Genomic DNA, 14,254 nt, shown 5'->3' with positions numbered 1-14,254 from the left:
TAGCGGCGCCCTTCCCCCGGGACAACCGCCGACGCCCGGGCGGCGAGGATCAGAGGTCCAGGGCGCCCGTGCGCTCGACCTCCACCGGGCCGGTCATGAAGACATGGTCGGTGGCCTCATCCCAGTCGATGACCAGTTCGCCGCCGTCGACGACGACCGTGGCCTTCCTCACCGTCAGCCCGCGCCGCGCGCAGGCGACCAGGGCCGCGCAGGCGCCTGTGCCGCAGGCCCTGGTCAGGCCGGCGCCGCGCTCGAACACCCTCAGGCGGATGCGGTCGGGGGCCAGGACGCTGGCGAACCCGACATTGACCCCCTCCGGGAACAGGGGGTGGTGCTCGATCAGGGAGCCCGCGGCCACAACGAAGTCATCGTCGAGCCGATCGGTGAAGAAGACGACATGCGGGTTGCCCATGGAGACGGCGCCGGGCGTGTGCACAACCGGATCGTCAATGGGCCCGACCTGAAGCTCGATGCCGCGGGTGTCCATTTCCTCGGCCAGGGGAATGTCGCGCCAGTGAAGTCGGGGCGGACCCATGTCGACGGTGATCCGGTCTCCATCCGGGCCCTTGCCTGCACGCCTCGCCACGGTCTTTCCGCCCAGGGTGTCGATGGTGACCTCGTCCGAGCCGTTGGCCTGCATCAGCATCCAGCCGACGCAGCGCAGGGCGTTGCCGCAGGTCTCGACCGTGCCGCCGTCGGCGTTCCACACCCGCATGAAGGCGTCGGCCGTGTCCGAAGGCTCGATGGCGATCAGCTGGTCGAAGCCCTCGCCGGTCTTGCGATCGCCGAGCGCGCGCACGGCGTCGGGGCCCGGCGTGAAGGGCCGGTCCAGCGCATTGACGACGACGAAGTCGTTGCCGGCGCCGTTCATCTTGACGAAGGGTCTGGAGGGCGCGCCGCTCATGGACGCCATATAGACACGTCGGACGAAGGCCCCAAGGTCGCAGTCACGCAACGCCCCCGGCCGCGACTCGTTAGTCTCTTCTCTGAAACGGACGACGAGGCCTTACCAATGAATCTTCCCAATGGCGCGATGGTGGCAGTGGTGGACGGCGAGAAGCTGGTCCTGTTCAAGAACACTGGCCACAACGACGTCGCCCTGACCGCCCTGTCGAATCCGGAAATCGAGGAGCGGGCCTCGGGCTCGGCCGGTCGCGGCTCCAGCGAGGCCAATCCGGACAACGACACCCAGGCCGAGGACGGTTTCGCCATGGGCGTGGCCGAGGTGCTCAACAAATGGGCCCTGGGCGGCAAGTTCGACAAGATTCTGGTGATCGCGGCGCCCAAGACCCTGGGCGAGTTGCGCAAGCATTGGCACAAGGAACTGTCTTCGCGCCTCGTCGGCGAGATCGCCAAGGATCTGACCGGACACTCCACCGACCAGATCGCCGCTGCGATCGAGAAGGCCTGATCGTCTGCGCCACGGTCCGGCCTGCAGGCTGGACCGTGGCGTTCGGACGACAGCGTGGCTAGAGGGATGCCCATGACAGCCACCGACCGGCTCCCGCATCGCGGCCTCCGCATCCGGGCACGCCTCCGCGCCCTCTACCACGGAGCCTCCAGGACGGCGGTTAGATTCAGACTGGCCGTGCTTGCGATCGACCTGATCATCGTCGCCTTCTTCATCGCCGCGCCGTTGCTCAGGCATGTCGGCCTGGCCTTCTACGTCGTGGACTACCTGGTGGCGGCCATCCTCGCGTGCGACCTCGCCGCGCGGGCGCTGGCCTATTCCAACATCAGGGACTGGCTGAAGCGACCCATCGTCTGGGTGGATCTGTTTATCCTGGCGACCCTGCTGTTTCCGGCGTGGCTGTTCAACCTTGGTTTCCTGCGGGTTATCCGGCTGTGGACCCTGGTCAGCTCCGACTTCTTCTGGCGCACCGTCGGCCGCAAATACGATGACACCCGGGTCGAGGACACCACCAAGGCTGTCGTCGCCCTGGTCACCTTCGTCTTCGTCGCTACGGGCTTCGTCTACACCGGCTTCATGGGCCGCTATGAAGGCATCAGCGGCTGGGTCGACGCCCTGTATTTCACGGTCACCAGCCTGACGACCACGGGCTACGGCGATATCCTGCTGCCGGGCATCTGGGGGCGGCTCGTGTCGATCGTCATCATGCTGGTCGGCGTCACCCTGTTTGTGCGACTGGGCCAAACCCTGCTCCGGCCGCACAAGGTCCGCTATCCGTGCGAGAAGTGCGGCCTTCAGGTCCATGACCCCGACGCCGTCCACTGCAAGGCCTGCGGCAACCTTCTTTGCATACCCGACGAGGGCGCCGTCTGATTCGCCAGGGTCGGTCCCACGTGACAAAACGGTAAGGTTCTCCGCCTTGCCGCCCGCCCCCTCGCGACTAAGGTGCGCCATCCTTATTTCGGAGCGCCCCTGCATGCGTCGTTCGCTGAGCCTCACGGCCGCCCTCCTCGCCTCCTCCATTCTTGGAACTTCCGCCCTGGCCCAGACCCACACCCCGCCCAACCCGCCGCTGGTCGAGGGGGGCTTCGCCACCACCGATGCAACCGATCCTTATCTCTGGCTGGAAGAGGTCGACGGCGCCCGCGCCATGGCATGGGTCGAGGAGCACAACACCCGCTCGCTTGGCGTGCTCCAGGGCGATCCGCGCTACGAAGGCCTGCACGAACAGGCCCTGGCCCTGGTCCAGGCCCGCGACCGCATTCCGTCACCGGGCTTCACCCATGACGGCCAAATCGACAATTTCTGGCAGGACGCGACGCATGTGCGCGGCATCTGGCGGCGCACGACGATCGCCAGCTATCGCACCGATGCACCGCAGTGGGAGACGATCCTAGACCTCGACGCCCTGTCGGCGGCCGAGGGCAAGAACTGGGTCTACAAGGGCTCGTCCTGCCTGCCGCCTCAAGAGCGGCTGTGCCTGATCTCCCTGTCCGACGGCGGCAAGGACGCCGTCGTCGTCCGCGAGTTCGACTCCGAGAGCCGCACCTTCGTCGACGGCGGCTTCGAACTGCCGGAATCCAAGGGCGGCGTGACCTGGGTCGACGCCGATACCCTGCTGATCGCCCGCGACTTCGGCCCCGGCACCATGACCTCCTCTGGCTATCCGATGATCGTCAAACGGCTGAAGCGCGGCCAGACCATCGATCAGGCGGAAACCCTCTTCACCGGCCAGCCCTCGGATGTTTCGGTCGGCGGCGGCGCCTTGCGAAACGCCGACGGCGTGATCCAGGCGGTGATCATCAATCGCGGCGTGAACTTCTACGAGAGCGAGACCCATCTGCTGAACGCGGACGGGACCACGACCCGGCTGCAACTGCCCGCCAAGTCCGACATCGACGCCTTGGTCCAGGGCCAGTTGGTCGTGACAATCAAGGAAGACTGGACCGCGCCGTCCGGGCAGGCCTTCAAGACCGGTGATGTCGTCGCCTGGAACCTCGACGCCTGGCTGGCCGATCAGGCCGCGCCGGCCCAGCTGCTCATCCGCCCTGGCGCGCGCGAGTCGGTCGAATCCGTCACCGCCACCCGCAACAAGCTGGTCGTGGCCCTGTACGAAAATGTGCGCGGCGCCGCCTATGTCTACACGCCTAACCCGTCCGGCCAATGGTCGCGCTCCCGTCTCGACCTGCCCGCCAACTCGACCGTCGGTCTGGGCTCGGCCTCGGAACAGGACGACCGCATCTTCGTCAGCGTCGCCGGCTACCTGAGCCCCTCGACCCTGTCGCTGGTTGACGCGGCGACCGGCGAGATGGCCCAGGTCAAGTCGATCCCGGCCAAGTTCGACGCCTCGGGCATGACTGTGGAACAGTTCGAGGCCCGCTCGGCCGACGGCACGATGATCCCCTATTTCGTGGTGCATAAGACAGACATGGCGCTCGACGGCTCCAACCCGACGCTGCTGTACGGCTACGGCGGCTTCCAGGTGTCGCAACTGCCCGGCTATTCGCCCACAGTCGGCAAGCTGTGGCTGGAGCGGGGCGGCGTCTATGTCGTCGCCAATGTCCGTGGCGGCGGCGAGTTCGGCCCCAACTGGCACGAGGCGGCCCTGCAGCAGAACCGCCAGCGCGCCCACGAGGACTTCCAGGCCGTGGCCATGGACCTCGAGGCCCGCAACATCACCTCACAGCCGCGCCTCGGCATCATGGGCGGATCGCAGGGCGGGCTGTTCATGGGGGCTATGCTGACCCAGCGCCCGGACCTGATCAACGCGGCGGTCATCCAGGTGCCCCTGTTCGACATGTTCCGCTTCCACCGCCTGCTCGCTGGCGCCTCGTGGCGGGCGGAATACGGCGACCCCGACATCCCGGAACAACGCGCCTGGATCGGCGAATACTCGCCCTACCAGAACCTGCGCGCGGGCCAGCCCTACCCGGAGGTCTTCATCCACACCTCGACCAAGGACGACCGCGTCCACCCGGGCCACGCCCGCAAGGCGGCGGCGCGTCTGGAGGAGCTGGGCTATCCGGTCCTATTCTACGAGAACACCGACGGCGGTCACGCGGCGGGCGCCAACCTGCGCGAAACGGCCCGCCGCATCGCGCTGGAATACACCTACCTGTCGCGCCGCCTGATGGACGCGCCGGCGCAGGACTAGGTTTCGGCATCCGCTCATCCCCGCGAAAGCGGGGACCCCGTGCTTTCGCGAATCAAGGTCGTTCCCATGTTGCGTTCTCTCCTATTCGGCGTCGCCGCCATCGCCATCTCGGCCCCCGCCCTAGCCCAGACGCCACCGCCCCACTTCCCCGCCGACCTGTCGCCGGCCGGCGTGCGCGCCGCCGACGATCATCTGGCGCTGGAGGAGGTCGAGGGGACCGAGGCCATGGCCTTCGTCCGGGCCGAGAACGAGCGGTCACTGGCCGCCCTGACCGGTGACCGGCGCTACGAGACCTTCCGCGCCGAGGCCTTTGACATCCTGTCGTCGACCGCCCGGATTCCGGGGCCGAGCTTCCTCGGCGACGGCATCGGCAATTTCTGGCAGGATGCGACCAATCCCAAGGGTCTATGGCGGCGCACGACGCTGGACAGCTACGGCACCGAAACACCCGAATGGGAGACCCTGATCGACGTCGACGCCCTGTCCCGCGCCGAGGGCAAGGACTGGGTGTGGAAGGGCGCGCGCTGCCTGGCTCCGGACGAGACCCGTTGCCTCGTTTCTCTCTCGGAGGGTGGCAAGGACGCCGTGGTCGTGCGTGAGTTCGACACCACGACCAAGGCCTTCGTCGAGGACGGCTTCATCCTGCCGGAGGGCAAGCACCGGCTCGAATGGTTCGATATCGACACGCTTCTGGTCGCCACCGATTTTGGCCCCCAGAACGGCCAGCCCACCCTGACCGAGAGCGGCTATCCCTTCATCGTCAAGCGCCTGAAGCGCGGCCAGACCCTGGCCGAGGGAATCGAGATTTATCGCGGCGACATCTCCGACGGCGGCTATGGCGTCAGCCCCGGCGTCTATCGAAATGGCGCGGGCGAGGTTCTGGCCACCATCATCTCCCGCCCGCTCGACACCTATCGCGCAGAGACCTGGCGGCTGAACGGCGGCGTCGCCATCCGCCTGAATTTGCCGGAACGCGTCGCCATCCACGGAGTCCAGAACGGCCGACTGATCGTCGGGCTGGACGAGGCATGGGATCGCGGCGGCTTCCCCGTCCCCGAGGGAACGTTGCTGTCCCTGTCGCTCGACGACCTGGCCCAACCGACCATGCCGCAGCCGTCGCCCGACGGCGATACCGAGACCATCTTCAAGCCGACCGCCCGCCAGTCGGTGCAGGATGTCGCCGTCCTGGAGGACGGTCTGGTGGTCGGCGTCTCCGACAACGTCGTGGGCACGCTGCGCCGGTTCGCCTTCGGTCAGGGCGGCCGCGCGGCCTGGAGCTCGAGCCCGATCGCCGCGCCCGCCAACAGCGCGGTCGGCATCGGCGACGTGTCGCGCGGTTCGGGCCGGATGTTCGTCTCGACCCAGGGCTTCCTGACGCCGCCCACCCTCAGCCTGCTGGCGGCGAATGCCGACGAACTGACGACGCTCAAGTCCGGCCCGGCCATGTTCGACGCCTCCACCCACGTGGTCGAGCAGTTCGAGGCGACATCTACGGACGGAACGAAAATCCCCTACTTCCTCGTCCGGGCGACAAACGCCCCGATGGACGGCTCCACCCCGACCATCATGTTCGGCTACGGCGGCTTCCAGGTCTCCTTCCCGCCCGCCTACAAGCCGGAGCTGGGCAAGCTGTGGCTCGAGAACGGCGGCGCCTATGTGGTGGCCAATATCCGCGGCGGCGGCGAGTTCGGTCCGGCCTGGCATCAGGCGGCCCTGCGCGAGAACCGCCAGCGCGCCTTCGACGATTTCGCCGCCGTGGCTCGCGATCTGGAGACGCGCGGGGCGACCTCACCGCGCCGCCTCGGCATCTACGGCCGTTCGAACGGCGGGGTCCTGACCTCGGTCTCGATCACCCAGCATCCAGAACTCTACAACGCCGCCGTGATCGAGAGCCCCCTGATCGACATGCTGCGCTATCAGGACCTGCCGGCCGGCGCGTCGTGGATCGGCGAATACGGCGACCCGCGCATCCCCGGCGACGCCGCCTTCATCAGCCAGTATTCGGCCTACCAGCAACTGCGTCCAGAGGCGGAGTATCCGCGCCTCTACATTACCACCAACACCCGCGACGACCGCGTTCACCCCGGGCATGCCCGTAAATTCGCCGCCCGCCTGGGCGACCAGGGCCACGACCACCTCTATTACGAGGAGACCTCGGGCGGTCACTCCAACGACGCCGACCCGGTCGCCAACGCGCGGCGGTGGGCGCGCCACTATGTCTATCTCAGCCAGCAGTTGATGGACTGACACACGCTGTCTCCTCCCTGCGCCAAAGGCGCGGGGACGTGGCTCGTAGCGAAGCGAAGAGACGGAGGGGTTCTTTCCGCGCGCACCAAGAACCCCTCCGTCTGCTCGCGAAGAGCTCGCATCCACCTCTCCATGCGCAAGCGCGCACAGGGAGGAGCCACTCCCTTCACGCGATTATGAGGCGCGCGCGCGCGCCGCTCCCGCTAGGACTCCAGCCCATGAAGGCAAGGGGCATCATCGTCGCGGGCGTCGCCGCCCTGGGTCTGCTCGGCGCGGTTGGTTCGACCGCCCAGCCGGCGGGCGCGCGTCCCGTTCGCCTGTCGGAGACGACCGCCGAGCCGGTGGTGATTGAGTTGTTCACCGCCCAGGGCTGTTCCGGCTGTCCCGCCGCCAACCAGGTGGTCGAGGGTCTGGCCGAGGAGCCGGGCGTCATCGCCCTGACCTATGCCGTCGACTACTGGGACTACCTCGGCTGGCCGGACACCTTCGCCAAGCCCGAGTTCGCCCAGCGCCAGCGCGCCTATCAGGCCGCCATGCGTTTGAGGAACGTCTATACGCCCCAGATCGTGATCGACGGGCGTCGACAGGTCTCGGGCGCGCAAGGGGAGGCGATCCAGATCGCCGTCAACGAAGAAGCCGCCCGGCGCAACTTCCCGCCGCAGGTCCAGTTCCGCGAGAGCGGCGACGCGGTCGGGGTCGGCTCGGGCCGCGCGCCCTCCGGCGGCGCCGACGTCTGGGCTGTCGTCTATCGTCCCGGACTGCAGACCGTGACTGTGGCCGGGGGCGACAACCGGGGCCGCGACGTCCGCCACATCAATGTCGTCCAGAGCCTGACCCGGCTCGGCGACTGGACCGGTCGTCCGATCCTGCTCGACCTGCCCGAGGCCGTCGATCCCCAGGACAAGGTTGTCGTGATGGTTCAGTCGCGCGCCGATCGCCGGATTCTCAGCGCCGCCGCGCGTTGACGCCTTCCGTTTTCCGCGACAGCCAAACCCTTGGCGCCCCTATCAGTTTCGGTCACTGTCCGCCGTGAAACGTTCGTCGCTATTGACGATCCGTCGCCATCCGATGGCGGTGCTCTGGGGGAGCGAAGATGATTGAGCGCGCGAGTCGGGTCGTCGGGGGACGCACCCCTATCGCCGCCGCGCTCGCCATCGTCGCAGCCGTCGCGGCCATGGCCCTGACGGCGGCGCCGGCCGGGTCGCAAAGCCGTCCGGCGCCAACTCCCAACCCCGATCTCGAGGCCCGCGCCATCACCCGGATGGTCACTGCCGCCGAAGTGGCCGACTGGGCGCGTGAACGGCGCGACGCCCCGGCCATGATCGTTGCGGCTCGTATGCTGGGCGACATCCCGACCCGACGCGAGAACGGCGACGAACCCTTCCTGACCCATGCCGCCCTGTTGAACGAGGCCGAGACCTTCGCCGGGGGCGACCGCTTCCTGCTGGACCAGATTTCGCGCGAACGGTCGCCGGACAAGGGTGTGCGCGCCTCGCCTTTCGGCGCCGGTCCGATCGTTGTGGTGCGCCGCCTGCGCGCGCGCGAGACCTATAGTTTCACCATCGAGGCGCGTCGCAACGAAGTGCTCCGGGTGGCCGCCATCGGCGACGGCGACACCAATATCGACCTCGCGCTGCGGGACCAGAACGGCGCCGTTGTCTGCTCCGACGGTTCACTCGACCACTACCCGGTCTGCACCGTCGCCCGCCCGCAGGCCGGCCCGATCCGCATCGAGATCGTCAACCGCGGCGAGGTCTGGTCGCGGGTGCAGATCTTGACGAACTGATCAACCGGCCTCCTCCCCGTGCGCCCTTGCGCATGGGGATGCGGATGCCAGCCCTTGCGAGCAGACGAAGGGGTTCTTCGTGCACGCGGAAAGACCCCCTCCGTCTCCCCGCTCCGGGCCACCTCCGCGTTCGCCAAGCGGCGAACAGGGAGGAGACCTGATTTAAGCCCCCGCCTTCACAGCGAAGCCCCACGCCGCCCTGGCCAGCGGGACCACCTGTTTCGCCGTCTCGATGGCATGGGCCGAGGCCGCCGTCCCGTCGCGCACCCGCCCGGCGATGCCCTGACAGATCGCCGCCAGCCGGAACAGGTTGTAGGCCATCAGCCAGTCGAGGTTCTCCGGCGGCCGCAGCCCGCTGCGCGCCACATAGCGTTCGATCGTCTCCTCGACCGTAGGAATGCCCAGCGCCGGCAGGTCCAGCCCCGCCAGGCCGTTACGCACCGTCGGTGGCAAGACCCAGCCGATCAGCAGATATGAGAAGTCTGCCATCGGGTCGCCGAGCGTCGACAGTTCCCAGTCCAGCACCGCCCGCACTTCGGCGGCGTCCGATGCCATCATCAGATTGTCGAGGCGGAAGTCGCCGTGGACGATCCGCGCCGGTCCCTCGGCCGGCAGACCCTGTGGGAGCCAGTCGATCAGCCGGTCCATCTCCGGGATCGGATCGATCTCGGAGGCGCGGTACTGTTTGGTCCAGCGCCCGACCTGACGCGCGAAATAGTTGCCCGGCTTGCCGTAGTCGGCGAGCCCGATCGCGGCGGGATCGAATTTGTGCAAGTCGGCGAGCGCGTCGGTCTGGGCCTCGAAGATGGCGCGACGTTCGGCCGGCTCCATCCCCGGCAGCTTCAGGTCCCACAGCACCCGGCCCTCGACCTTGTCCATGACGTAGAACATCGATCCGATCACGACATCATCCGTGCACAGAGCATAGGGCCGCGCGACCGGATAGCCCTGCTTGTACAGAGCCGAGGTCACCGCGAACTCCCGATCCACGGCATGGGCCGAGGGCAGCAGCACGCCGGGTGGCTTGCGACGCAGCACATAGGCCGCGCCCTGCGTGCTTAGCTCATAGGTCGGGTTGGACTGGCCGCCCTTGAACTGGCGGATCGTCAGGGGCCCGGAATAGCCCTGGACGTTGGCGGCCATCCAGGTGTCCAGCGCGGCCTCGTCAAGTCGGTAGCGAGGGTCGACCTCCCGTGTTCCGGAAAAGGCGGCCTGGGGATCTGTGGAACTGTCGGTCATTGCGTGGCGACAATGGCGGCCTTGACCGCGCGATGCCAGCCCCCCAGCAGCGCTTCACGCCGTTCCGCCGACATCCGCGGTTTCCACACGGCCGGCGCCTCCTCGTTGCGGGGCTCCAGATCGTCGATCAGCCCGACGCCGAGCGCCGCCAGTCTTGCAGCGCCCAGCGCCGTCATCTCCTGAAACGCCGGGCGCTCGACTGTGACCTCGCAGATGTCGGCCACGAACTGCATGGCGAAGGCGTTGGCCGTAACCCCGCCGTCGACCTTCAGCACGCTGAATCTCGGTGCGCCGTCCTTCGCCAGTGCGTCCAGCAGGTCGCGCGTCTGATAGGCCAGGGCCTCCAGCGCCGCCCGCACGAAATGCGCCGGCTTCGTATCCCGCGTCAGGCCGATCACCGCGCCGCGCGCATCCGGCTCCCACCACGGCGCCCCCAGGCCGGTGAATCCGGGAACCAGATAGACCCCGCCATTGTCCTCAAGTCCCTGGGCCACCGCCTCGGACTGGCGGCTGTCGGAGATCATCCCGACCCCGTCCCTGAGCCACTGGATCGCCGACCCGGCCGAGAAGATCGACCCCTCCAGCGCCCAGGCGACCGTCTCCCCGACCTGGTAGCCGAGCGTGCCCAGCAGCCGGCTCGACGAGGCCACCGGCTCGGCGCCGACATTGGCGACCAGGAAGGCGCCGGTGCCGTAGGTGATCTTTGCATCGCCGGGCTTCAGCGCCCCATGCCCGACCAGGGCCGCCTGCTGGTCCCCCGCAGAGCCGGCGATCGGCAGGGCGCGCCCGAACAGGCCGGGATCGGTCTCGCCCAAGACCTCGGCGCAGCCGACGATCCGGGGCAGGGCGACTTTCGGAACCTGGAACAGTTCGCACAGGTCGTCGCGCCACTCGCGCGTCCTGAGGTCCATCAAGGAGGTGCGGCTGGCGTTGGTCGCATCGGTGACGTGGCGCGCGCCGTTCGTCAGCTTCCAGACCAGCCAACTGTCGATCGTCCCCAGCTTGACCTCGCGCTTTGCGGCCCGCTCCCGCGCCCCCGGCACGGCGTCCAGCAGCCAGGCGAACTTGGTCGCCGAGAAATAGGGATCGAGGATCAGGCCGGTCGCCGCCTGGACCATGGCCTCATGCCCCTCGGCCGCCATGCGCGCCGAGACGTCCGCCGTCCTTCGGTCCTGCCAGACGATGGCCCTGTGCAGCGGCTCGCCGGTTGCGGCGTCCCACAGCACCGCGGTCTCCCTCTGGTTGGTGATGCCGATGGCCGCGAACCGGCCGACACCACCGGCCTTCTTGATGACCTCGCGGCAGGTCTGCAGCGTCGCGGCCCAGATCTCGGCGGCGTCGTGCTCGACCCAGCCCGAGCGGGGGAAATGCTGTTCCAGCTCGATCTGGCTGACGGCGACCGGATGAAGCCCCTTGTCCTCCCGCAACTCGAAGGCGATGGCCCGGGTCGAGGTCGTGCCCTGATCGATGGCGAGGATGCAGATGGTCATGGTTCTAAGCGTTTCCCTCGTTTTCGCCACCTTACCCGGACGAACCGGATCGGGTTAAGTGCCTCGCATGTCCGACCGCACCGCTTCCTACGAAGGCGTCCTCGACGCCGCCCGCCAGATCGCCCCGGAGGCGGTCCGCACCCCCCTGATCGAGAGCGCCGCCCTCAACGAACGGATGGGCGGCCGCGTCCTGCTCAAGGCCGAGACGATGCAGGTCGCCGGCGCCTTCAAGTTCCGGGGCGCCTACAACCGGATCAGCCGCTTCAGCGCCGCCGAACTGGCCGCAGGCGTCGTCGCTTTCTCCTCCGGCAACCATGCACAGGGCGTGGCGGCGGCGGCGAGGCTCATGGGAACCAGAGCGGTCATCGTCATGCCGGCCGACAGCCCCGCCATAAAGATCGCCGGGGTGAAGTCCTTCGGCGGCGAGGTCCGCCTCTATGATCGATGGACCGAGAGCCGCGAGGAGATCGGCGCCCAGGTCGCCAGGGAGCGCGGCTCCGTCCTCGTCCCCCCGTTTGACGACCCCTATGTGATCGAAGGCCAGGGCACGACGGCGCTGGAACTGCTGGACCAGGCCGAGGGCCCGATCGACCAGCTGCTGTGCTGCTGCTCCGGCGGCGGACTGATGGCCGGCATCAATTTGGTCATGGAGGCCCGCAGTCCGCAGACGAAGACCTGGGCCGTAGAGCCCGAGGCCTATGACGACACCGCCCGCTCGCTGGCCGCCGGTGAACGGACGGGCCACCCGCAGGGCCCGCCCTCGATCTGCGATTCGCTCCAGACCCCCTTCCCCGGCGTCCTGACCTTCCCGATCAACCAGCGAGTCCTCTCCGGCGTCCTGACGATCAGCGACATGGAGGCGGCCGAGGCCGTCGCCTACGCCTTCCGCGCCCTCAAGCTGGTGGTCGAACCCGGCGGCGCCGCGGCCCTCGCCGCCGTCCTCGCCGGCAAGATCGAGACGAAGGGACGGACCACCGCCGTCATTCTCTCCGGGGGCAATATCGACCCCGGCCTGTTTGCCGATATCATCGAAGGCCGGTTCGTTCCGGCCGCTCAAGGAGCCGCCGCATGACCAAACCCTCTGACCTCCAGTCGCTGATCGGCACGGAGATCGGCGTCTCGAAATGGATCCTCGTCGACCAGGCCCGCATCGACGCCTTCGCCGAGATCACCGAGGATCGCCAGTTCATCCACATCGACCCGGTCGCCGCCAAACAGACCCCTTTCGGCGGCACGATCGCCCACGGCTTCCTGACCCTCAGCCTCGCCTCGGCCATGTCCTATGATGCGGTCAAGCCGCTGGACGGCGTGGTGATGGGCGTCAACTACGGCTTCGACAAACTCCGCTTCCTCGCCCCCGTCCCTGCCGGCTCCAGAATCCGCGGACGCTTCAAGCTGCTCTCGGCCGAGGACAAGGGCGCCAATGGGGGCGTCACCCGCTGGCTGCTGAAGCACGAACTGACCGTCGAGATCGAAGGCGCCGACAAGCCCGCCCTGATCGCCGAATGGTTGGGAATGCAGATGGTCGGCGGCTAGCCCACCGTCTGCGCCGTCTTGCCCGACGACACGACGACCAGTTTCCGGTTCACGAACTCCTTGATGCCGACGTCGCCCAGTTCGCGGCCGTAGCCTGAGCGTTTGACGCCGCCGAACGGCAGTTCGGGCATGCTGGTCGTGGCGGTGTTGATGAACACCATCCCGGTCTCGATCCGGGTCGCCAGGGCGCGCGCCCGGTCGGTGTCGCCCGCGAAGATCGAGCCGCCGAGGCCATAGCGGGAATCGTTGGCGAGGCGCACGATGTCATCGTCGTCCTTGGCCACATGGACCATGGCGACCGGGCCGAAGAACTCCTGGAAATAGGCGGGGTTGTCGCGGTCGATGTCGGTCAGGATGGTGGGCTCGAAGAAGAAGCCCGTCCGCTCGGGCCGCTTGCCGCCGATGACCACCGTGGCCCCGGCTGCGACCGCCGCGTCCACCTGTTTCGTCAGCCCCTCCAGCGCGTCCCCGGACGACAGCGGGCCCAGGGTCGTCGTGGCGTCCAGCGGATCGCCCAGCACGGCCGCGGCCATGTTCGCCTTGAAGGCCGCCAGGAAGGCGTCGGCGATCTTTTCGTGCAGGATGAACCGCTTGGCGGCGGTGCAGACCTGGCCTGCGTTGGCCAGTCGCGCCTGGGTCCCGACCTCGGCCGCAGCCTGGATGTCGGCGTCGTCCAGCACCACGAAGACGTCGGCCCCGCCCAGTTCCAGCGTCGACTTCTTCAGCTTCTCGGAGGCTCTGGACGCCACCTTGCTGCCGGCCTCCTCGGATCCGGTCAGGGCGACGCCCTGGATCCGATCGTCGCCGATCAGCTCGGCCACCGTGTCTGAGGAGACATAGAGGTTGGTGACCGCCCCCTCCGGCGCGCCCGCGTCCCGGACCAGCTGTTCGAACAGTTCGGCGCAGTGGGGCACGATGCCGGCGTGCTTGAACATCACCGGATTACCGACCGCGATGGCCGGGGCTATGACGCGGATCAGCTGATAGACCGGGAAGTTCCACGGCTCGACGGCCAGCAGCACCCCGATCGGGTGGTGCTGGACCCAGGCCTCGCCGAGGTCGCTCTCGACCCATTCGGGTTTCAGGAATTCCGCGGCGTTTGCAGCGTAATAGGCCGCGATCCCGGCGCACAGTTCAATCTCGCCGGCTCCCTGTCCGACCAGCTCGCCCATCTCGGTCGCCATGGCCTGGGCCAGGACGTCGGACCGCTCCGTCAGCAGCGCCGACATTCGCGACAGGACCTTCAGCCGAGGCGCGATGTCGCCTTGCGACCAGTCCGAACGGAACAGGGCGTCGGCCGTGGCCAGCGCCGCCTCGACCTGGGCATCGGTGTGCTCGGGATAGTCCTTGCCCCGCTCTTCGGTGAAGGGGTTCAGGGTTCTGTAGGCCAT

General features: G+C 68.0%; 12 protein-coding genes. 8 read left to right on the top strand and 4 right to left on the bottom strand.

Annotated elements, in window-relative coordinates:
* Nucleotides 1-49: 49 nt before the first annotated feature.
* A complete protein-coding gene (gene dapF, locus ACP7AZ_RS14865; protein ID WP_426039416.1) occupies nt 50-913 on the bottom strand; it encodes a diaminopimelate epimerase in 864 nt (287 codons plus the stop codon).
* Nucleotides 914-1,012: 99 nt separating this feature from the next.
* Between dapF and ACP7AZ_RS14860 the strand changes: the two genes are divergently transcribed.
* The 6 genes from ACP7AZ_RS14860 (at nt 1,013) to ACP7AZ_RS14835 (ending at nt 8,598) form a co-directional block, all read left to right on the top strand.
* Nucleotides 1,013-1,411, top strand: a complete 399-nt coding sequence (locus ACP7AZ_RS14860) for a host attachment family protein (RefSeq protein WP_426039415.1) — start codon at nt 1,013-1,015, stop codon at nt 1,409-1,411.
* 72 nt (nt 1,412-1,483) lie between these two features.
* Complete coding sequence (locus ACP7AZ_RS14855; RefSeq protein ID WP_426039414.1) at nt 1,484-2,284, top strand: potassium channel family protein; 801 nt, start codon at nt 1,484-1,486, stop codon at nt 2,282-2,284.
* A gap of 103 nt (nt 2,285-2,387) precedes the next feature.
* Nucleotides 2,388-4,565 (top strand): prolyl oligopeptidase family serine peptidase, encoded by a 2,178-nt coding sequence (locus ACP7AZ_RS14850; RefSeq protein ID WP_426039413.1) that lies wholly within the window; start codon nt 2,388-2,390, stop codon nt 4,563-4,565.
* Between the two features lie 66 nt (nt 4,566-4,631).
* Nucleotides 4,632-6,812, top strand: coding sequence for a prolyl oligopeptidase family serine peptidase (locus ACP7AZ_RS14845; RefSeq protein ID WP_426039412.1), 2,181 nt, complete (start codon nt 4,632-4,634; stop codon nt 6,810-6,812).
* A 218-nt stretch (nt 6,813-7,030) separates the two neighbouring features.
* Nucleotides 7,031-7,777, top strand: a complete 747-nt coding sequence (locus ACP7AZ_RS14840) for a DUF1223 domain-containing protein (protein ID WP_426039411.1) — start codon at nt 7,031-7,033, stop codon at nt 7,775-7,777.
* A gap of 128 nt (nt 7,778-7,905) precedes the next feature.
* Nucleotides 7,906-8,598: a hypothetical protein gene (locus tag ACP7AZ_RS14835; protein ID WP_426039410.1), complete on the top strand. Its 693-nt coding sequence runs from the start codon at nt 7,906-7,908 to the stop codon at nt 8,596-8,598.
* A 162-nt stretch (nt 8,599-8,760) separates the two neighbouring features.
* On the opposite strand, the gene ACP7AZ_RS14830 is transcribed toward ACP7AZ_RS14835, so the two are convergent.
* Both ACP7AZ_RS14830 and glpK read right to left on the bottom strand, forming a co-directional pair.
* Nucleotides 8,761-9,837: a phosphotransferase family protein gene (locus ACP7AZ_RS14830; protein WP_426039409.1), complete on the bottom strand. Its 1,077-nt coding sequence runs from the start codon at nt 9,835-9,837 to the stop codon at nt 8,761-8,763.
* Nucleotides 9,834-11,327 carry a glycerol kinase GlpK gene (glpK, locus tag ACP7AZ_RS14825; RefSeq protein ID WP_426039408.1) on the bottom strand — a complete coding sequence of 498 codons (1,494 nt, stop codon included), beginning with the start codon at nt 11,325-11,327 and terminating at the stop codon, nt 9,834-9,836. Before glpK ends, ACP7AZ_RS14830 begins: the two co-directional genes overlap by 4 nt.
* Nucleotides 11,328-11,394: 67 nt before the next feature.
* On the opposite strand from glpK, the gene ACP7AZ_RS14820 reads away from it, so the two are divergent.
* Complete coding sequence (locus ACP7AZ_RS14820) at nt 11,395-12,399, top strand: threonine ammonia-lyase (RefSeq protein WP_426039407.1); 1,005 nt, start codon at nt 11,395-11,397, stop codon at nt 12,397-12,399.
* Entirely contained in the window at nt 12,396-12,863 is a 468-nt protein-coding gene (locus ACP7AZ_RS14815; protein WP_426039406.1) for a MaoC family dehydratase, read from the top strand. The genes ACP7AZ_RS14820 and ACP7AZ_RS14815 overlap by 4 nt, the downstream gene beginning before the upstream one ends.
* On the opposite strand, the gene ACP7AZ_RS14810 is transcribed toward ACP7AZ_RS14815, so the two are convergent.
* On the bottom strand, nt 12,860-14,254 hold the full coding sequence (locus ACP7AZ_RS14810; protein WP_426039405.1) for an NAD-dependent succinate-semialdehyde dehydrogenase: 1,395 nt from the start codon (nt 14,252-14,254) through the stop codon (nt 12,860-12,862). The genes ACP7AZ_RS14815 and ACP7AZ_RS14810 overlap by 4 nt on opposite strands.

This window comes from Brevundimonas sp. DC300-4, from assembly GCF_049897365.1.
Classification (GTDB): domain Bacteria; phylum Pseudomonadota; class Alphaproteobacteria; order Caulobacterales; family Caulobacteraceae; genus Brevundimonas.
Note: the sequence above shows the minus strand (reverse complement) of the source record. Positions and strands in the feature narration are given on the sequence as shown.